Source organism: Komagataeibacter xylinus NBRC 15237 (genome assembly GCF_001571345.1).
Taxonomy (GTDB): domain Bacteria; phylum Pseudomonadota; class Alphaproteobacteria; order Acetobacterales; family Acetobacteraceae; genus Komagataeibacter; species Komagataeibacter xylinus.
On the sequence record NZ_BCTP01000001.1, the window covers coordinates 22,267 to 41,051 of the forward strand.

The following is an 18,785-nucleotide window of genomic DNA, read 5'->3' on the forward strand; positions in this document are numbered from 1 at the left end:
TGCCTGCATTCAGGCCAGCCGCAGCCGCGCGGGCGGCACAAGGCCGAGCGCATGCGGGATGGTCCAGACCTCATGCAGGGTGCGCACCTTGCGAAAGCCCGCCCGCAGGTAATTGGGCAGGGCACGCGGATGATCGGCCGAGCAGGTATTGACCCTGAGCACGGCAGGCCGCAGCCCCCAGGCCCGCGCCACCATGTTGTGCAGGAAGGCCTGCCCCACCCCACGCCCGATCCATGCGGGCAGCAGGCCGAAATAGGCGATGTTCACGTCCGGCGCGTAGCGGCTGTCGAGTTCGCAGAAACCGGCAGGCTCGCTGCCATCATAAAGCACATGCACGGCAATGCCGGGGCCACAGAGCAGGCGGGCAAGCTCGGCATCGGGCATGACGCGGCGCAGCCACCAGCAATAATCCTGCCCGACCGCATCATACAGGGCGCGGTACCAGGCCACGCCGGGGCGGAAGGTCTGGTGGATGCTGTAGCCCGGCGGCAGCGCCGGGGGGATTCCCGGTGGCGGACGGTCCATGCACAGGAACGTCACATCCACCCCGATCCGTGTTCCGCCCCCCTCCGGCGCGTTGCGGCCGGGGGCATATGGAACCTCAGTTATCATCAAGGAACGAGCGCAGCTTGCGGCTCCGGCTCGGGTGCTTGAGCTTGCGCAGCGCCTTGGCCTCGATCTGGCGGATACGCTCGCGCGTCACGTTGAACTGCTGGCCCACTTCCTCAAGCGTGTGATCGGTGTTCATGCCGATGCCAAAGCGCATGCGCAGCACGCGCTCCTCACGCGGGGTGAGAGAGGACAGCACCCGCGTCGTCGCCTCGCGCAGGTTGGTCTGGATCGCGGCATCAAGCGGGATGACGGCGGCCTTGTCCTCGATGAAGTCACCAAGATGGCTGTCTTCCTCGTCACCGATCGGGGTTTCGAGCGAGATCGGCTCCTTGGCGATCTTGAGCACCTTGCGCACCTTTTCAAGCGGCATGCCCAGCTTCTCGGCCAGTTCCTCGGGCGCGGGTTCGCGACCGATCTCATGCAGCATCTGGCGCGAGGTGCGCACGAGCTTGTTGATCGTCTCGATCATGTGCACGGGAATACGGATGGTGCGCGCCTGATCGGCGATCGAGCGGGTGATGGCCTGCCGGATCCACCATGTCGCGTAGGTGGAGAACTTGTAGCCACGGCGGTATTCGAATTTGTCCACCGCCTTCATCAGGCCGATATTGCCTTCCTGGATCAGGTCAAGGAACTGCAGGCCGCGATTGGTATATTTCTTGGCAATCGAGATCACGAGACGCAGGTTGGCCTCGATCATTTCCTTCTTGGCGCGCGCCGAATCCCGCTCCCCGCGTGAGACGGTAGCGTAAACGCGGCGGAACTCGCCTACCGGCAGCCCGGTTTCCTGCGTAAGCTCGGCCACCTGGTTGCGCAGGCGGATCACCGTCTCGGCATGCTTGGCGAGGAAGTTCTTCCACGACTTGGCAGGCAGTCCCGCCACCATGTCCATCCAGCCCGGATCGAGTTCGCGGCCACGGTATTTGAGCAGGAAGTCATCACGCGAGACGCGCGTGCTCTCGGCCAGGCGCAGCATGCGGCCCTCAAGGCCGTTGAGGCGCTGGAAGATTTCCTTGAGGTGCTCGACCAGCACCTCGATGCGGGCATTGTGCAGGTGAACCTGCTGCACCTTGCCCACCAGTTCCAGGCGAAGCTGCTCGTAGCGGGCTTCCTCATCGGCGGAGATTTCGCTGCCCGCGGTGAATTTTTCCAGCCGCTCGGCCTGCACCTTGTGCAGCGCCTCGTACAGCGCCTCGACTTCCTGAAACTGCTCCAGGATCTCGGGCTTGAGCTTTTCCTCTAGCGCGGAAAGCGACAGGCCGGCCCCTTCGCCCTCACCCTCGCCTTCGCTCTCGCTTTCCTCGGCCTCTTCGGTCTCGTTGCCTTCGTTCTCGGCAAAGGCGTCGTCGCCCTCGGCGGCCTCGGCGGGGTCGTTGCCGCCCGCCTGCATGGCCTCGAGGTCAACAATGTCACGTAGCAGCATCTCGCCAGCCTTGAGCCGCTCATGCCACGAAATGATGGCGCGGAAGGTCAGCGGGCTTTCGCACAGGCCGCCGATCATCTCGTCGCGGCCCGCCTCGATGCGCTTGGCAATCGCAATCTCGCCCTCACGCGAGAGCAGCTCGACCGAGCCCATCTCGCGCAGGTACATGCGCACCGGGTCATCGGTGCGGCCAAGGCTTTCGGTATCGACGTTACCGGCGGCGGGTTCCTCGCTCTCGGTTTCTTCCTCGGCGGTGTCGTCGCTCTTGGTTTCAGCGGCGGGAGCGGCCTCGGTGTCGTCGTTATCCTCGTTCTCGACCACCTGCATGCCCATCTCGGACAGGGCGGCCATCACATCCTCGATCTGCTCGGAGGACATCTGGTCCTGCGGCAGGACGGCGTTGAGTTCGTCAAACGTGATGTAGCCGCGTTCCTTGCCGCGCGCGATCAGCTTCTTAACGGCGCCGGACCGGGTGTCCAGCAGGGTTGTATCGTTGTCCTGATCCCCTGAAGCCGTGTCCGTACCCGTGGCTGTCTTTGTCGCCATGCCCGATCAATCCCTACCCAGCAAATCCGTTTACAAGCGTGCGCCCAAACCGGCCCGCGCACAGGGGCCGCGCCCTTTGTCCTGCCCCCTTCATGCTCCGGGACAGGATACGGCCAATCATACCGTTTTCATCTGCATTTGTCTGGTGCAGGTGGTCGATAACATGGTCGAAGTCAAGGGCACGCGCCCCCCATTTCATTCAATCGGCCCATTTTCCGCCTCATTCCTCCTCCTCATCGCCGCCGCGGCGCAGGGCGTCGAGGGCCAGCAGGCGGGTGCGCAGGCTGTTCCATTGCGCTTCATCGGGCGTGCCCGCGCACAGGCGCTCGGTGTCGGCGCGCAGTTCGGCGGCGAAGCGCTCCACGTCAAGCAGCCCGTAGAAATGCCACCACTCCTGCACGGGGTCGGTGTCAAACAGGTCGGCATCCGCGGCCTGGCCCCGCCGCCCGCGCGTGGCATCCACGCGCTGGCGCACATCGGCAAGGCCCGCTTCGGCCAGCCGGGACGCGAGTTCATCCGCATCGGGCAGTTCGCCATTGCGGTCATACAGGTCGAGCAGTTCCTCGCGCAGGGCGGCGAGGTCGGGGGGCAGCGCAAGGCTGCAATAGGCGTCCTGCACCGCGTCAAGCACGCTGGGCTGCTCAAGCAGGATGGCGCTGAGAATGCACTGGCGCTGCAGGTCGGCGGCCATGGGGGCGACCGGAGCCGTGGCCACAGGCACCCGTTTCGCGCCGCCGCGCCCATCGCGGCGAAAGGTCTGGAAAAAGCTGTCGAGCAGGGTCGAGCGATATTCGGCGGCCAGCGTCTTGTCAGGGATGAGGGCCGCCACCGCCACGAGCCTGCGCCGCAGGGCCGCGCGCTGCTCGGGGCCGGGGTCGCGCACGCCCTCGCTCATCAGCCCGAACAGGACCTGCCCCATCGGGCGCGCGCCCTCGATCATGGTGGCCATGGCGGCGCTGCCATGGCGGCGCACGAGGCTGTCGGGGTCTTCACCTTCGGGCAGGGTGCAAAAGCGCAGCGTGCGCTCGACATTGAGCAGCGGCAGCGCGGTCTCCGCCGCCTTCACCGCCGCGCGCTGGCCCGCGCCATCGCCATCAAAGCACAGCACGGGGGCGGGCGCGACCAGCCACAGCGCCTCGAGCTGCTCGGTGGTGAGCGCCGTGCCCAGCGGGGCGACCGCGCCATGAAAGCCTGCCTGATGCAGCGCGATCACATCCATGTAGCCTTCAACCACCAGCAGCTCGGCCCCTGCCCCGCTGCCACGCACGCCCTCGCGCGCGCGGTCGAGGCCGAACAGCACCCGGCGCTTGGAGAAGATCGCGGTCTCCGGCCCGTTGAGGTATTTGGGCTGGCCATCGCCCAGAATGCGCCCGCCAAACGAGACCAGCCGCCCGCGCCGGTCACGGATGGGAAAGGTCACGCGGTTGAAGAACAGTTCGCGCTGGGGCGCGCCATTTTCATCGGCGCGCATCACCCCCGCATCACGCAGCATGGCGGGTGTTATGTCGAGCCTGGCCATTTCGGCCACCAGTTCGCCCCGCCCGGCGCCCGACCAGCCCAGGCCGAAGGCGGTTATGGTGTCATCGCTCAGGCCACGGCCCCGCAGGTAGGCCAGCCCCTCGCGCCCTTCGGGTTCATGCAGGCGGCGCTGCCATGACTGCTGCACGGCCTCGAGCACATCGCCAAGGGTGCGGGCCTGCTCGGCACGTTCGCGCTGCACCGGGTCGGGCTTTGGCATGTCCATGCCCGCCGCCGTGGCCAGTTCCTCCACCGCCTCGGGGAAGGAGCGGCCCTCGCTCTGCATGACAAACGTAATGACGTCGCCATGCGCCTGACAGCCAAAGCAGTGGTAGTGGTCGTCATAGACGTAGAACGATGGCGTCTTTTCCCCGTGGAAGGGGCAGCACGCCTTCCAGTGCTTCCCCGAGCGCACCAGCTTGGTGCGCCGCCCGATGACGGGGGCGATGGGCGTGCGGGCACGCAGTTCGTCAAGGAATGCGGGGTCAAGCGCCATCGTTACATGGACTCCGGCGTGATCAGGCCGAAAGCCGCGCGCGCACGACCGCCGATGCGCTGGCCGGGTTCAGTGCTGCGCCAAACTGCTCCTTGAGTGCTGCCATGACCTTGCCCATGTCCTTCATGGAGGTGGCATCGGTGCGCTCGATCGCTTCGCGCACGGCCGCCTCGATAGTGGCGTCATCCAGATCGGGGGGCAGGTAGTCGCGGATGATCGCGATCTCGGCCTCTTCCTTTTCGGCCAGTTCGGGGCGGCCGCCCTTGAGGTACATCGCCGCCGATTCCGTGCGGGACTTGATCATGCCACGCAGCATGGAAATCACTGCCTCATCGCTCACCTGGTCCTCGCCCTTGGCGCGGCCTGCGATATCGACATCCTTCAGCTTTGCCGTAATCATGCGGATGGCGCCGACCTTTTCGCTCTGACCAGCCTTCATGGCGGTTTTCAGGTCATCCATGAAACGTGCGCGCAGGGACATGCTGTCAACTCCTCTGCCCGGCGGGAGGGCACGATGCCCCCTTGCATGCCGGGAATAATTTTCCCAATGTCTCGGTATAAGGGTATGTGGGAATTTTCTTCCCAATTACCAGAGACGCTGTTAGGCAATACTCCCGGAAGGGACATCATCCAATGCCGATGACGATAGAAAACATTATCGAACGCCTTGGCGGGGCCGAACAGGCCGCGAAGCTGGCTGGCGTCAGCACCGAGGCCATTCGCAAATGGCGGCAGGCCCGCGCCATTCCGCCCAAGCACTGGACCACCGTGCTGCGCGCCACCGGCCTGTCACTGTCCGACCTGCAACCCGCTACAGAATCCGACCGACCGGAGCCCCCGATGAGCACGTCAAACCCGATCGCACCGGCCGACAGGCCCAAAGCTGCGACAGCCGCCCTGATCCTGGCCGATGGCACCATCCTGTGGGGGCGCGGATTCGGCGCGTACAGCACAGAGCGCGCGCTGGGCGAGATCTGCTTTTCCACCGGCATGACCGGCTACCAGGAAACGCTGACCGACCCCTCCTTTGCAGGCCAGATCATCACCTTCACCTTCCCCCATATCGGCAATACCGGCACCACGCCGGAGGATGATGAAGCCACCGCCATCAACGCCCGCGCGCTGGTGGTGAAGGAAGACCTGACCGCGCCCGCCAACTGGCGCGCGACCGAATCGCTCGATGCATGGCTCAAGGCGCAGAACGTGCCGGGCATCTGTGGCATCGACACCCGCGCCATCACGCGCCGCATCCGCGAAGGTGGCCCACAGACGGCCATCGTGGCCTACCCCGCCGATGGCCAGTTCGACATCGCGGCCCTGCAGGCGCAAGCCCGTGCGTGGCCGGGGCTGGAGGGCATGGATCTGGCGCGTGAAGTGACCTGCGCCAGGCCTTACGCGTGGAGCGAGGGCGTGTGGCAGTGGCCGCATGGCACCGCCCCCCTGCCCGCCAAGCGCCGCAAGGTGGTGGCCGTTGATTATGGCGCCAAGCGCAACATCCTGCGCTGCCTGGCCTCGGCTGGCTGCGACGTGACCGTGGTGCCCGCCACCGCCACGGCGGAGGAAATCCTCGCCCTCGACCCCGCAGGCGTGTTCCTGTCCAACGGGCCGGGCGACCCGGCGGCGACCGCCAGCTATGCCGTGCCTGCCATCAAAGGCGTGCTCGAGGCGGGCAAGCCGCTCTTTGGCATCTGCCTTGGCCACCAGCTCCTGGCCCTTGCGCTGGGTGCGAAAACCTACAAGCTGACGCGTGGCCACCGGGGTGCGAACCAGCCGGTGAAAGACCTTGAAACCGGCAAGGTGGAGATCACCAGCCAGAACCACGGCTTCGCGGTGGATGACAAGTCGCTGCCCGCTGACGTGCGCGCCACCCATACCAGCCTGTTTGATGGCTCGAACGAGGGCATCGCCACCAGCCGCTACCCGGCGTTCTCGGTGCAGTACCACCCCGAGGCCAGCCCCGGCCCGTCAGACAGCCACTACCTGTTCCGCCGTTTTGTCGACCTGATCGACACCACAACCAAGACCGCGTGAAAGCCGACCCGACATGCCCAAACGGACAGACATCAGCTCCATCCTGATTATTGGCGCCGGCCCGATCGTGATCGGCCAGGCGTGCGAATTCGACTATTCCGGCGCGCAGGCGTGCAAGGCCCTGAAGGAAGAGGGCTACCGCGTCATTCTGGTCAACTCCAACCCCGCCACGATCATGACCGATCCGGGGCTGGCGGATGCGACCTATATCGAGCCGATCACCCCGGAATTCGTCGAGCGCATCATCGAGCGTGAAAAGCCCGACGCGGTCCTGCCCACCATGGGCGGGCAGACGGCGCTCAACACGGCCATGGCGCTCGACAAGTCCGGCTTCCTCAAGAAGCACAATGTCGAACTGATCGGCGCCAATGCCGAGGTGATCGACCGCGCCGAGGACCGCCAGAAATTCCGCGTGGCGATGGACGAGATCGGCATCGAGAGCCCGCGCAGCCTGATCGCCCATACGCTGGATGAGGCCCGCGCGGCCCTTGCCACCGTGGGCCTGCCTTCGGTCATCCGCCCGTCCTTCACCATGGGCGGCTCGGGCGGCGGCATTGCCTATAACAGGGAAGAATTCGACCGCATCGTCACCTCCGGGCTTGACGCCTCCCCCACCACGGAAGTCCTGATCGAGGAATCCGTGCTGGGCTGGAAGGAGTATGAGATGGAGGTCGTGCGCGACACGGCTGACAACTGCATCATCATCTGCTCCATCGAGAACATCGACCCGATGGGCGTGCATACCGGTGATTCCATCACCGTCGCCCCCGCCCTGACCCTGACGGACAAGGAATACCAGCGCCTGCGCGACATGTCGCTGGCCTGCCTGCGCAAGATCGGGGTGGAGACCGGCGGCTCGAACGTGCAGTTCGGCATCAACCCCGTTGATGGCCGGGTCGTGGTGATCGAGATGAACCCGCGCGTGTCGCGCTCCTCCGCGCTGGCATCCAAGGCCACGGGCTTCCCCATTGCCAAGATCGCGGCCAAGCTGGCGGTGGGCTACACGCTCGATGAACTGACCAACGACATTACCGGCAGCACGCCTGCCTCGTTTGAACCCACGATCGACTACGTGGTGGTCAAGATCCCGCGCTTCACGTTCGAAAAGTTCCCGGGCACGCCGGCCCTGCTGTCAACGAGCATGAAATCGGTTGGCGAGGCGATGGCCATTGGCCGCTCCTTCCCCGAGGCGATGCAGAAGGGCCTGCGCTCGATGGAAATCGGGCTGGCGGGTCTGGACCCGGTCGAGGCGCCGGGCGATGGCGGGCCGGATGCCTTCCGCGCCGCCCTGTCGCAGCCGCGCCCCGAGCGCATTCTCATGGCGGCACAGGCCCTGCGCGCGGGGCTGAGCGTGGAAGACATCCACGATGCCTGCCGCTTCGAGCCGTGGTTCCTGCGTGAACTGGCCAAGATCGTGGCCGCCGAGCATGCGGTGGTGCGTGACGGCCTGCCCGAGGATGCCGACAGCCTGCGGGCGCTGAAGGCCATGGGCTTCTCCGACATCCAGCTTGCCCGCCTGTCGGGCACGCAGGCCGAGGAAGTGGCGAGGCTGCGCGAAGGCCGGGGTGTTACCCCGGTGTACAAGCGCATCGACACCTGTGCGGGTGAGTTCGCCTCCCCCACGCCCTACATGTATTCCACCTATGAAGGCGGGTATGGCGTGCCGGAATGCGAAAGCAGGCCGACGGACCGCAGGAAGATCGTCATCCTTGGTGGCGGGCCGAACCGCATCGGCCAGGGCATCGAGTTCGACTATTGCTGCGTCCATGCAGCCTACGCCCTGCGCGAGGCCGGTTTCGAGACCATCATGGTCAACTGCAACCCCGAGACCGTCTCGACCGACTATGACACGTCGGACCGCCTGTATTTCGAGCCGCTGACCGCCGAGGACGTGATCGCCCTGATCCGCCGCGAGCAGGAGAACGGCACGGTTCTGGGCTGCATCGTGCAGTATGGCGGGCAGACCCCGCTCAAGCTGTCGCACGCGCTTGAGGCTGCGGGCATTCCGCTGCTCGGCACGCCGGCCGATGCGATTGACCGGGCCGAGGATCGCGAGCGCTTCCAGACCATGCTGCACAAGCTTGGCCTGCGCCAGCCTGCCAACGGCATTGCCCGCAGCCCGGCGGAAGCCGAGGCCGTGGCCGAGAAGATCGGCTACCCGGTCGTGGTTCGCCCCTCCTACGTGCTGGGCGGGCGGGCGATGGAGATCGTGCATGACCGCGCCAGCCTGCAGCGCTACATGCGCGTGGCACTCCAGCTTGCGGGCGCGGAAGTGGCCAACGGCCCGGTGCTGATCGACCATTACCTGAACGATGCGATCGAAGCCGACGTGGACTGCATTGCCGATGGCGGGGAAGTCTATGTGGCCGGCGTGATGGAACACATCGAGGAGGCGGGCATCCATTCGGGTGACAGCGCCTGCTCGCTGCCGCCCTACACGCTCTCGCCCGCCATCGTGACCGAGCTCAAGGCCCAGACCGAGGCCATGGCGCGTGAACTGGGCATCGTGGGCCTGATGAACGTGCAGTACGCGATCAAGGGGCAGGAGATCTTCGTGCTCGAGGTCAATCCCCGCGCCTCGCGCACCGTGCCCTTCGTGGCCAAGGCGACCGGCGTGCCGGTGGCCAAGATCGGCGCGCGCGTCATGGCCGGTGCCAAGCTGGCCGAGTTCCGGCTTGATGACCGTGCCGTGGCCCCGCATGTGGCGGTGAAGGAGGCGGTATTCCCCTTCAACCGCTTCCCCGACGTGGATACGATCCTCGGCCCCGAAATGCGCTCGACGGGTGAGGTCATGGGGCTTGATGCCTCGTTTGAGCGCGCATTCGCCAAGTCGCAGCTTGCGGCGGGGGTGAAGCTGCCGCTTTCGGGCACGGTGTTCCTGTCGGTGCGTGACAGCGACAAGGCCGCGGTCAAGTCGATTGGCCGCCTGCTTGTCGAGATGGGCTTCAGGGTCGTGGCAACCCGCGGCACCGCCAAATACCTGCGTGAAGCCGGTGTTGCGGTGGACGTGATCAACAAGGTGCTCGAAGGCCGCCCAAACTGTGTCGATGCCATCCGCTCGGGCGAGATCCAGATGGTCATCAACACCGCCCAGGGCGCCCAGGCGGTGAGCGACAGCTTTGACATCCGCCGCTCGGCGCTGACCCACGGCATTCCGCACTACACCACCATTGCGGGCGCGCGGGCCGCGACGCATGCCATTTCGGCCATGCGCGAGGGGGTTCTTGAAGTCGCGCCGCTTCAATCCTATTTTAAGGGATCATTCTGAGCGCATCGCCACGACGCGGGCGGTCTGCTGGTCCCTGGGCTGGCAGGCTGCCCGCGTCGTATTACAGGCAATACGCCCGGACACAGCAACCAACCGTCAGTTGCGGAAACTGACCTTCACCTCGGGGACAAACCTTGCAGAAATTTCCGATGACAGCCCCCGGGCTCGAACGGCTTGAAGACGAACTGCGCAAGCTCAAGAGTGAAGAACGCCCCGCGATCATACGCGCCATTGCCGAAGCGCGGAGCCACGGCGACCTTTCGGAAAACGCGGAATACCATGCAGCCCGCGAGCGCCAGTCCTTTACCGAGGGCCGCATTCAGGAACTTGAGGAAATCGTCTCCTCCGTCGAGGTGATCGACCCGGCCTCGCTCTCGGGCGACCAGGTCAAATTCGGCGCGCGCGTGAAGCTGGTGGATGAGGAAACCGACAGGGAAGCCACCTACCAGATCGTGGGCGTGTACGAGGCCGACATCAAGCAGGGGCTTTTGTCCATCTCTTCCCCGCTGGCCAAGTCGCTGATTGGCAAGAGCGTGGGCGACAGCGTGTCCGTGCCCGCCCCCGGCGGCGACCGGACCTACGAAATCCTGGAAGTTACCTACGGCTAGGCCATAAACCCGTGATCACGCTTGAAGACATCACCGCCGCCGCAAAGCGGATAAAGGGGCGCGTACTCCACACGCCCACCATACCGTGCCAGACCCTCTCGCGCGCGACCGGCGCGGATATCGTGCTCAAGCTCGATAACCTGCAGGCGGTGGGCTCGTTCAAGGAGCGCGGGGCAGCCAACAAGCTCGCCCTGCTCACCCCACGCGAGCGCGAGCGCGGCGTGATTACCGTATCAGCGGGCAACCATGCCCAGGGCGTGGCCCGCCATGCTTCCCTGCTCGGTATTGACGCGGTCATTGTCATGCCGCGCTTCACGCCCGCCGCCAAGGTCACGCGCACGGCGGCGTGGGGGGCAACCGTGGTGCTTGAAGGCGATAACTTCGCCGAGGCCACGGCGCATGCCAACATGCTGTGCCAGCGCGAGGGGCGGGTATTCGTCCACCCTTATGACGACCCCGAGGTCATGGCCGGACAGGGCACGTTCGCACTCGAACTGTTCGAGGATGCTGGCCCGCTTGACACCTTCGTCTGCCCCATTGGCGGTGGCGGCCTGCTCTCGGGCTGTGCCGTGGCCGGGCGCGCACTCCAGCCGGGCATGGACATTATTGGCGTGCAGGTGGAGAACTTCTCCTCGCTCGCGGGCTTCCCCGGTGATGAGGTGATGCCGCCGGGTGGCGCCACCATTGCCGAGGGCATTGCGGTGCTGCAGATCGGTCGCCAGCCGCTCGAGGTCATTCGTGAACTCGTATCAAGCGTGCTGGTCGTGCCCGAAAGTGCGATCGAGACCGCCATCACCATGCTGGCCGAAGGGGCCAAGCAGGTGAGCGAGGGCGCAGGGGCCACGGCCCTTGCCGCCGTGCTGACCTACCCCGAACTGTTCCGGGGCAAGCGCGTGGCGCTGCCCATTACGGGTGGCAATATCGACAGCCGCATCCTGGCCAATACCCTGCTGCGCTCGCTGCTGCGCGACGGGCGGCTTTTGTGCCTGAAAATGGAAATACCCGACCGCCCCGGCGTGCTGGCCGATATTTCGCGCAAGATTGGCGATGAAGGTGGCAACATCATCGAGGTCTCGCACCAGCGCCTGTTCACCACGCCCAGCGTGCAGGCCGCCGAACTTGAGATCATGATCGAGGCCCGCGACCCCGAGCATGCCCGCGCACTCGAGGCCGAGCTGGCCAAGGCCTATATCGTGCGGCGGGCCTGACGCGGGCGCCCAAAAACAGAGGATAAAAGTTTTTGGTGAAGCTTTTTTCAAAAAGCTTCGAAGAACGTCGCCTTTTTGAAAAAAGGCGGCACCCAAAAACTTTTATCAATGGGTTGTTTTAAAACGGTTTCTTAAAATCACAGACCTGCGGGGCAGCATATAGCCGCCCCGTGGTGTTTTATTTCGTGCCGAACAGCCGGTCGCCCGCATCGCCAAGACCGGGGCGGATATAGCCGTGCTCATCAAGCCCGCGATCAATGGCGCAGGTCACGATCCGCACATCGGGGTGTGCGCGGCGCAGGCAGGCCACCCCTTCGGGCGAGGCGAGCAGACACACGAACACCATCCTGTTGCACCCGGCCTGCTTCAGCCGGTCAATGGCCGCCACGGCGCTGTGGCCGGTGGCCAGCATGGGATCAACCACAAGGCAGATACGGTTGCCGACATCATCGGGCAGCTTGAGGTAATACTCGACCGGCTCCAGCGTTTCGGGGTCGCGATACAGCCCCACATGGCCAATACGCGCCGAGGGCACAAGGTCGAGCAGCCCGTCAAGAATGCCATTGCCCGCGCGCAGGATGGAAACGAGGCACAGCTTCTTGCCCGCCAGCCGCCGGGCTTCCATGCGCTCCAGCGGGGTGTCGATTTCCACCGGCTCGAGCGGCAGGTCGCGCATCGCCTCATAGCCAAGCAGCATGCTGAGTTCACGCGCAAGCTGGCGAAACGCGCTGGTCGCGGTCTGGCGTTCGCGCATCAGCGTCAGTTTGTGCTGCACCAGCGGGTGATCGACAACAACAACACCCGCATCATGCGGGGTGGCAGGCTCGGTCATCTTCATTCCTTCTAAGGGTCATGAAAGTTTTCGGGTGCGGCCTTCTTCAAAGCTTCTTGAAAAAAGCTTCACCAAAAACGTTCTCCCGGTGCCCGCTTCAGCCAGCACCATCACGCGGCACGAATGTCAGGGCCAGCCCGTTCATGCAATAGCGCAGGCCGGTGGGTGGCGGCCCATCGGGAAAGACATGGCCCAGATGCCCCTGGCAGTGCGCGCAGTGCACCTCCGTGCGGGTCATGCCGTGGCTGGTATCGGTGGTGGTGCCCACCGCGCCGGGAATGGCATCGAAAAACGACGGCCAGCCGCTGCCGCTTTCATATTTCGTGCCGGAATAGAACAGTGGCGCGCCACAGCCCGCGCAACGATATTCCCCGGCACGCTTTTCGTTATTCAGCGGGCTGGAGCCGGGGCGCTCGGTGCCGTGTTCGCGCAATATGCGCAACTGCTCGGGGCTCAGGCAGCCGCATGCGGCCCCCTTGCTTGCGGGATCAGACATGGCTGCTTCCTTCCTTGGCTACAGAGACATTTGACGCTGAACGCTTTTAGGGCATCATGCCACACAAAATAAAACAGGGAGAAAATAACCCCATGAACGACCATGAATCGATGAACACCCCGCCCCGCCCCGTCATGCTGGTGGTGCTTGATGGATTCGGCTGGCGCGAGGATGAAGCCAACAACGCGGTCAGGGCCGCCCGTACCCCCGCTTTTGATCAGTTATGGGCAACCGGCCCCCGCGCCTTCCTCAAGACGTGTGGCGAGGATGTAGGCCTGCCGCGCGGGCAGATGGGCAATTCCGAGGTGGGTCACCTCAATATCGGCGCGGGCCGCGTGGTCATGCAGGAACTGCCGCGCATCACCACGGGCCTGGCCGATGGCACGGTGGCGAACAGCGACGTGATGCGTGATTTCATCGCCGCGCTGAAAAAAACCGGCGGCACCTGCCACCTCATGGGCCTTGTCTCGCCCGGCGGCGTGCATGCCCACCAGGACCATGCGGTAGCCCTTGCCCGCATCGTGCGCGCGGCAGGCGTGCCGGTAACCATGCACATCTTTACCGATGGCCGCGACACCGCCCCGCAATCCGGGCACGGCTATGTGTGCAAACTGCTCTCGGCCCTGCCCGAGGGCACGCGCATCGGCACGGTGTCGGGCCGCTATTACGCCATGGACCGCGACCGCCGATGGGACCGGGTGGAAAAGACCTACAACGCCATCGTGGCCGGTGAAGGCCCGCATGCGGGCGATGCGCTCGATGTGCTCGACAAGGCGTATGAGGCGGGCACCACCGATGAGTTCATCATTCCCACCGTCATTGGCGAATATGGCGGCATGCGCGATGGCGATGGGGTGCTGAGCTTCAACTTCCGCGCCGACCGCATCCGCCAGTTGCTCGATGCGCTGCTTGAACCCGGCTTCGAGGGCTTTGCGCGCATGAAGCTGGTCAACCTTGCTGCCGTAACCGGCATGACCCGCTACAGCGACCGGCTGGCCGAGCTGATGACCGTGCTCTTCCCGCCCGAGGCGCTGCATGACCTGCTGGGCGATGTGGTGAGTGCGGCAGGGCTGAAGCAGCTGCGCATGGCCGAGACCGAAAAATACCCGCATGTGACCTACTTCCTCAATGGCGGGCGCGAGGCGCAGCTTGCGGGCGAGGACCGGATCATGGTGCCCTCCCCCAAGGTCGCGACCTATGACCTCCAGCCCGAAATGTCGGCCCCCGAACTGACCGACCGCGCTGTCGAGGCGATCGGCAGCGGCAAATATGACCTGATCGTGCTCAACTTCGCCAATGCCGACATGGTGGGCCATACCGGCGTGCTCGCCGCCGCCATCAAGGCGGTCGAGGCGGTCGATACCGGGCTGGGCCGCATTGCCAAAGCCATCGAACACGCAGGCGGCGCATTGCTGGTCACCGCCGATCACGGTAATGCGGAAACCATGTTCGACCCCGAAACCAACGGCCCCCACACCGCGCATACACTCAACGTGGTGCCCGTGGTGCTGGCCGGTGGGCCGCAGGGCATGGGACTGCATGATGGCCGCCTGGCCGATCTGGCGCCCACGCTGCTGCAACTCATGCACCTGCCCCAGCCCGCCGCCATGACCGGGCACTCATTGCTGGACGGGTCCACGCCATCCTGACACCACGCCTGCATGCCACAGCCCGCTGGCCTGGCCGCCTGGCCAGCGGGTTCCTGCTTTTATGCGCAACACACGCACCTGCCGGGGCTGCCGCCACCCATGCGGGGGGTGGCACACCCCACGCCCGCGCGGGCCATGCCACGCACGCAACACCCCATGCCCCCACGGCCAGCGAGCAGCGCATCCGCGAACAGCTTGAGGCCGCGCGCAGCGCGCATGAAAACCTGCTGGCACGCGAGCAGCAGCAGGCCCACGACCTCGAGGCCCGCCGCAAGGAGCAGCAGGCGGCCCGCGAGCAGGCCCGTGCGGATGCTGAAAAAGCGGCCACCCTGTCCGCCGCCACGGTGGACGCCACGGCCCGGCTGCAACAGACCGAGCAGCAGGCCGCCGATATCGATACCCGCATGACCAACCTGCATGCCGAGCAGGCAGCACTGCGCCAGCAGCTTGCGGCCCAGGTCGCCCGCCTTGCTCCCCTGCTGCCACTCGCCGAGCGCCTGTCGCTCTACCCCGCCGATACATTGCTGGCCGTGCCGCTGCCTGCCGACCGCGCCGTAACCGGCCTGCTGGTGGTGCATGGCATGATGACCGACATCGCCCGGCAGGCCCGCGCCATACATGACCGGCGCGCCCGCCTGCTCGCCCTTGATGATGAACTCGGCCGCCAGCAGCAGCAGATGCGTCAGGTCGTAACCCAGCGCGAAAGCCAGCGCGATGCGGTCAACCGCGCGGCCCACGCCGCCCTTGAGGCGCAGCAGCGCTCGAATGCCGCAGCCCTCACCGCCACCCAGGCGGTGGAAGACGCCGCCCGCCGCGCCTCGAGCGTGCAGGATGCCATCGCCCGCATCGAGGAAACCGAGGAACAGGCCGAAAAAAACCTCGAGCAGGCCGCCCGCGCCGCCGAGCGCGCGCATAACATGCAGGCCGCCACCGCGGCCCGGCGCCAGGCGCATGAAATGGCCGATGGCGCAGGCCCCGGCATCAGCACCACCAATGCCAGCGCGGGCGCGCCCGTGGCGGGCACGGTACTGACCGCCTGGGGCCACACGACCGAAAGCGGGCCTGCCACCGGCATCACCTACGCGCCACCTTCACGCGCAAGCGTACGCGCGCCATGCACGGGGCGCATTGATTTTGCCGGGCCGTTCCGTACCTATGGTCAGATGATGATCCTTGACTGTGGCAAGCATTACCGCTTCGTGCTCGCGGGACTTGGCGAGATCGCGGTCGCCGCGGGCCAGCAGGTCAGCCGCGGGGCGGCGGTAGGCCAGATGCCGCAATGGAGCGGCGGCGGCTCAAGGCCGACCCTGTTCGTGCAACTGCGCCACGGGGGGAGCACGGTCAACCCCGCGCCATACCTGTAATGGCGCGCAAGGCGGTTTTATCCCTACGCGGGTTCGGTATATGCTACCGACCCGTGACGGATGGGCAAGACCACGTTACAACGCAACGCGAAGATTACGTGCAGGCCTGCCGGAGCATGGCGGCGGGCACCCAGGAGACAACGACGCATGAAATTCCGTAATGGCCTGCTGATCGGTTGCGCCTTTCTTGCAGGGATCGTGGTGGCCCCGCAGGTTGCCCACTATTCAGCCAGCAGGTGGGGCGGCTTCGCCCCCATGGCCCATGCGGCGGATGCGGTCTCGAAGGATGACAATTCCCCCCAGGAAATCGAACAGCTCATGTTCCTGTTCGGTTACGTGCTGGAGAAAGTGAAGGCCAATTACGTCGAGCCGGTCTCGACGCGCGACCTCATCACCAACGCGCTCAACGGCATGCTGAGCGGGCTCGACCCGCACTCCTCCTACATGACCGAGAAGCAGTTCTCTGACCTGCAGGTCCAGACCAAGGGCTCATTTGGCGGCCTCGGCCTTGAAGTGCAGGGCGAGGACGGGCATGTGCGCGTGGTCTCCCCCATTGATGACACGCCCGCGGCCCGCGCAGGCATCAAGCCCGGTGACTTCATCGTGGCGATCGATGGCAAGAACATTGATGGCCAGCCGCTCGATCAGGTCGTGACCCGCATGCGCGGCAAGCCCGATACGCGCATCACCCTGACCCTGATCCGCGAAAAGACGCCCAAGCCCATCATCGTCACCCTCACGCGCGCCATCATTCCGCTGCAGGTCATCAAGTCCGCGCTGTATGACAATGTCGGTTATATCCGAATCGCGCAGTTCAACGAGGAAACGCAGTCCGGCCTGATGGCGGCCTACAAGAAACTGCAGGCCCAGACCCATAACAGGATGGCGGGCCTGATCATCGACCTGCGCTCCGACCCCGGCGGGCTGCTGACACAGGCGATCGATGTGGGCTCTGACTTCGTCCGCAGTGGCGAGATCGTCTCCACCCGCGCCCGCCACCCGCAGGACAGCCAGCGCTGGGATGCGCATAATACCGACATTACCGGCGGCCTGCCCATTGTCGTGCTGATCAATGGCGGCTCGGCCTCGGCCAGTGAAATCGTGGCCGGTGCGCTACAGGACCACCAGCGCGCCGTGCTGCTGGGCGAGAAGACCTTTGGCAAGGGCTCGGTGCAGACCATCCTGCCCATTCCCGGCGAGGGCGCGATCCGCCTGACCACGGCACGCTACTACACGCCATCGGGCCGTTCCATCCAGGGCCTGGGCATCGTGCCCGACATTCCCGTGCGCGAGGCGCATGATGATAGCGGCTACAGCATTCACGAGGCCGATCTCGCGCATATCATCAAGAACCGGGGCGGCAATACGGCCCAGCCGCCCACGCGCACCGACCTGCCCGCCATAGCCAGGGCCATCCCGGCCCAGCCGCCTGCCAACTGGCCCGAATTCGACCCGACCAAGCCCACGACCGACTTCCAGCTTCAGGAAGGGCTGCGCGTCGTGCGCTCCATGGCCGGGCTGCCGGTACCGCCCGAGCCGCCCGCGCCCCCGGCTGGCAAGGCGCCTGCCACCGCTGCTGCCCCGTCGCCTGCGGCCCCCACCACCACGCCGGATGCAACGCCGCCCGCAACCCCTACCCCTGCGCCCGCACCGGCGGAAAAGCAGGCCCCCCCGGCCCCGGCAACGCCCGCGGTTCCCGCCGCACCGGCTCACCCCTGATCGTGCCGGAAGACCAGCCTTTGACCAGCAAGACCACCCTGCCCTATCGCCCCAATGTGGGCGCGCTCGTGTTCAACCCGCGCGGGCAGGTGCTTGTCGCCCGCCGCACCGACATGCCGGGCGCGGGCGGCCCACCGGATGAAGGCGTGTGGCAGTGTCCGCAGGGCGGCATTGATGAAGGCGAAACCCCGCAGGTTGCCGTATTGCGCGAACTGCATGAGGAAATCGGCACCGACAGGGCCGAGATCCTCGCCGCCTACCCCGAATGGCTCAGCTACGACCTGCCCGCCCACCTGATTGGCAAGGCGCTTGGCGGCCGCTACCGGGGGCAGACGCAGCAATGGTTCGCCCTGCGCTTTACCGGGCAGGACGGGGACATACGGCTGGATACCCACCAGCCCGCCGAATTCGATTTATGGAAGTGGGTGGAACTCGCGCAGTTGCCCCACCTCAATGTCGGCATAAAAAAAGATATTTACACGAAGCTTGCCGCCTATTTCGCGCCTTACGCCACCGCGAGCTGAGGCATGAGGCCCGCGTGGGCCAGGGCAGTCCACGTTTTGCCACTGAGCAGCGGCGCGAGGCACAATCTGGCTGCATCAGCGGCTGTAATCCAGCGCAGTTCCGCAATTTCAGCAGCAATAGCGGGCGTGCCTTCAAGCCGCCCGGTCCAGATGCGGGCCTGCACGGTATAGCCCGGCTCATTGGCGGCAGGCGCTGAAAAATCACCTGCCAGTTCCGCCCCCACCGTGAGGGCGCAGCCCAGTTCCTCATCAATTTCACGCCGTAGCGCCTGCTCCGGGCTTTCACCCGCCTCCGGCTTGCCGCCGGGCAGCATGAAGGCCGTGGTGCCACGCTTGCGCACGACCAGCAGGCGCTCGTGTTCAATTACTGCCGCACAGACAACCCGGATTATGCCTGTCATGATCCCTCTCACGCACAAACTGACAAAAGTTTTTGGGTGCTGCCTCTTTTCAAAGAGGCAGCGTCCTTCGAAGCTTTTTGAAAAAAGCTT

15 protein-coding genes are annotated in these 18,785 nt (G+C 65.4%); 8 read left to right on the forward strand and 7 right to left on the reverse strand.

Annotated elements, in window-relative coordinates:
* Positions 1-9: 9 nt before the first annotated feature.
* The 4 genes from GXY01S_RS00110 to GXY01S_RS00130 form a co-directional block, all read right to left on the reverse strand.
* Entirely contained in the window at positions 10-612 is a 603-nt protein-coding gene (locus GXY01S_RS00110; RefSeq protein WP_061271287.1) for a GNAT family N-acetyltransferase, read from the reverse strand.
* Positions 602-2,581 carry an RNA polymerase sigma factor RpoD gene (rpoD, locus tag GXY01S_RS00115; RefSeq protein WP_061271290.1) on the reverse strand — a complete coding sequence of 660 codons (1,980 nt, stop codon included), beginning with the start codon at positions 2,579-2,581 and terminating at the stop codon, positions 602-604. The genes GXY01S_RS00110 and rpoD overlap by 11 nt, the downstream gene beginning before the upstream one ends.
* Positions 2,582-2,801: 220 nt before the next feature.
* Entirely contained in the window at positions 2,802-4,595 is a 1,794-nt protein-coding gene (dnaG, locus tag GXY01S_RS00125) for a DNA primase (protein ID WP_061271294.1), read from the reverse strand.
* A 22-nt stretch (positions 4,596-4,617) separates the two neighbouring features.
* On the reverse strand, positions 4,618-5,076 hold the full coding sequence (locus tag GXY01S_RS00130) for a GatB/YqeY domain-containing protein (protein WP_061271296.1): 459 nt from the start codon (positions 5,074-5,076) through the stop codon (positions 4,618-4,620).
* A 152-nt stretch (positions 5,077-5,228) separates the two neighbouring features.
* On the opposite strand from GXY01S_RS00130, the gene carA reads away from it, so the two are divergent.
* The 4 genes from carA (at position 5,229) to GXY01S_RS00150 (ending at position 11,710) form a co-directional block, all read left to right on the forward strand.
* Positions 5,229-6,626 carry a glutamine-hydrolyzing carbamoyl-phosphate synthase small subunit gene (gene carA / locus GXY01S_RS00135; RefSeq protein ID WP_061271298.1) on the forward strand — a complete coding sequence of 466 codons (1,398 nt, stop codon included), beginning with the start codon at positions 5,229-5,231 and terminating at the stop codon, positions 6,624-6,626.
* Positions 6,627-6,639: 13 nt separating this feature from the next.
* A complete protein-coding gene (carB, locus tag GXY01S_RS00140) occupies positions 6,640-9,894 on the forward strand; it encodes a carbamoyl-phosphate synthase large subunit (RefSeq protein WP_061271300.1) in 3,255 nt (1,084 codons plus the stop codon).
* 134 nt (positions 9,895-10,028) lie between these two features.
* Positions 10,029-10,502 (forward strand): transcription elongation factor GreA, encoded by a 474-nt coding sequence (gene greA / locus GXY01S_RS00145; RefSeq protein WP_061271302.1) that lies wholly within the window; start codon positions 10,029-10,031, stop codon positions 10,500-10,502.
* Between the two features lie 11 nt (positions 10,503-10,513).
* A complete protein-coding gene (locus tag GXY01S_RS00150; protein WP_061271305.1) occupies positions 10,514-11,710 on the forward strand; it encodes a threonine ammonia-lyase in 1,197 nt (398 codons plus the stop codon).
* A gap of 178 nt (positions 11,711-11,888) precedes the next feature.
* On the opposite strand, the gene upp is transcribed toward GXY01S_RS00150, so the two are convergent.
* Both upp and msrB read right to left on the reverse strand, forming a co-directional pair.
* Complete coding sequence (gene upp, locus GXY01S_RS00155) at positions 11,889-12,548, reverse strand: uracil phosphoribosyltransferase (RefSeq protein ID WP_061271308.1); 660 nt, start codon at positions 12,546-12,548, stop codon at positions 11,889-11,891.
* Positions 12,549-12,639: 91 nt separating this feature from the next.
* On the reverse strand, positions 12,640-13,038 hold the full coding sequence (gene msrB, locus GXY01S_RS00160) for a peptide-methionine (R)-S-oxide reductase MsrB (protein ID WP_061271310.1): 399 nt from the start codon (positions 13,036-13,038) through the stop codon (positions 12,640-12,642).
* A gap of 92 nt (positions 13,039-13,130) precedes the next feature.
* Here msrB and gpmI point away from each other — a divergent pair, with 92 nt between their 5' ends.
* The 4 genes from gpmI to GXY01S_RS00180 all read left to right on the forward strand — a co-directional run bounded on the left by gpmI (position 13,131) and on the right by GXY01S_RS00180 (position 18,294).
* Positions 13,131-14,687, forward strand: a complete 1,557-nt coding sequence (gene gpmI / locus GXY01S_RS00165; protein WP_061271312.1) for a 2,3-bisphosphoglycerate-independent phosphoglycerate mutase — start codon at positions 13,131-13,133, stop codon at positions 14,685-14,687.
* A gap of 38 nt (positions 14,688-14,725) precedes the next feature.
* Entirely contained in the window at positions 14,726-16,051 is a 1,326-nt protein-coding gene (locus tag GXY01S_RS00170; RefSeq protein WP_456305874.1) for a murein hydrolase activator EnvC family protein, read from the forward strand.
* A 147-nt stretch (positions 16,052-16,198) separates the two neighbouring features.
* On the forward strand, positions 16,199-17,770 hold the full coding sequence (locus GXY01S_RS00175; RefSeq protein WP_061271315.1) for a S41 family peptidase: 1,572 nt from the start codon (positions 16,199-16,201) through the stop codon (positions 17,768-17,770).
* 20 nt (positions 17,771-17,790) lie between these two features.
* Positions 17,791-18,294, forward strand: a complete 504-nt coding sequence (locus tag GXY01S_RS00180; protein WP_061271317.1) for an RNA pyrophosphohydrolase — start codon at positions 17,791-17,793, stop codon at positions 18,292-18,294.
* Here GXY01S_RS00180 and GXY01S_RS00185 read toward each other — a convergent pair.
* Positions 18,276-18,695 (reverse strand): NUDIX hydrolase, encoded by a 420-nt coding sequence (locus GXY01S_RS00185; protein WP_061271319.1) that lies wholly within the window; start codon positions 18,693-18,695, stop codon positions 18,276-18,278. The two genes, GXY01S_RS00180 and GXY01S_RS00185, sit on opposite strands and share 19 nt — an antisense overlap.
* Positions 18,696-18,785: the final 90 nt, after the last annotated feature.

Coding starts and splice junctions, on each gene's coding strand:
- msrB (WP_061271310.1), bottom strand. CDS start 13,038: ATGTCTGATCCCGCAAGCAAGGGGGCCGCATGCGGCTGCCTGAGCCCC.
- GXY01S_RS00185 (WP_061271319.1), bottom strand. CDS start 18,695: ATGACAGGCATAATCCGGGTTGTCTGTGCGGCAGTAATTGAACACGAG.
- upp (WP_061271308.1), bottom strand. CDS start 12,548: ATGAAGATGACCGAGCCTGCCACCCCGCATGATGCGGGTGTTGTTGTT.
- GXY01S_RS00130 (WP_061271296.1), bottom strand. CDS start 5,076: ATGTCCCTGCGCGCACGTTTCATGGATGACCTGAAAACCGCCATGAAG.
- GXY01S_RS00110 (WP_061271287.1), bottom strand. CDS start 612: ATGATAACTGAGGTTCCATATGCCCCCGGCCGCAACGCGCCGGAGGGG.
- GXY01S_RS00175 (WP_061271315.1), top strand. CDS start 16,199: ATGAAATTCCGTAATGGCCTGCTGATCGGTTGCGCCTTTCTTGCAGGG.
- dnaG (WP_061271294.1), bottom strand. CDS start 4,595: ATGGCGCTTGACCCCGCATTCCTTGACGAACTGCGTGCCCGCACGCCC.
- carB (WP_061271300.1), top strand. CDS start 6,640: ATGCCCAAACGGACAGACATCAGCTCCATCCTGATTATTGGCGCCGGC.
- gpmI (WP_061271312.1), top strand. CDS start 13,131: ATGAACGACCATGAATCGATGAACACCCCGCCCCGCCCCGTCATGCTG.
- carA (WP_061271298.1), top strand. CDS start 5,229: ATGCCGATGACGATAGAAAACATTATCGAACGCCTTGGCGGGGCCGAA.
- rpoD (WP_061271290.1), bottom strand. CDS start 2,581: ATGGCGACAAAGACAGCCACGGGTACGGACACGGCTTCAGGGGATCAG.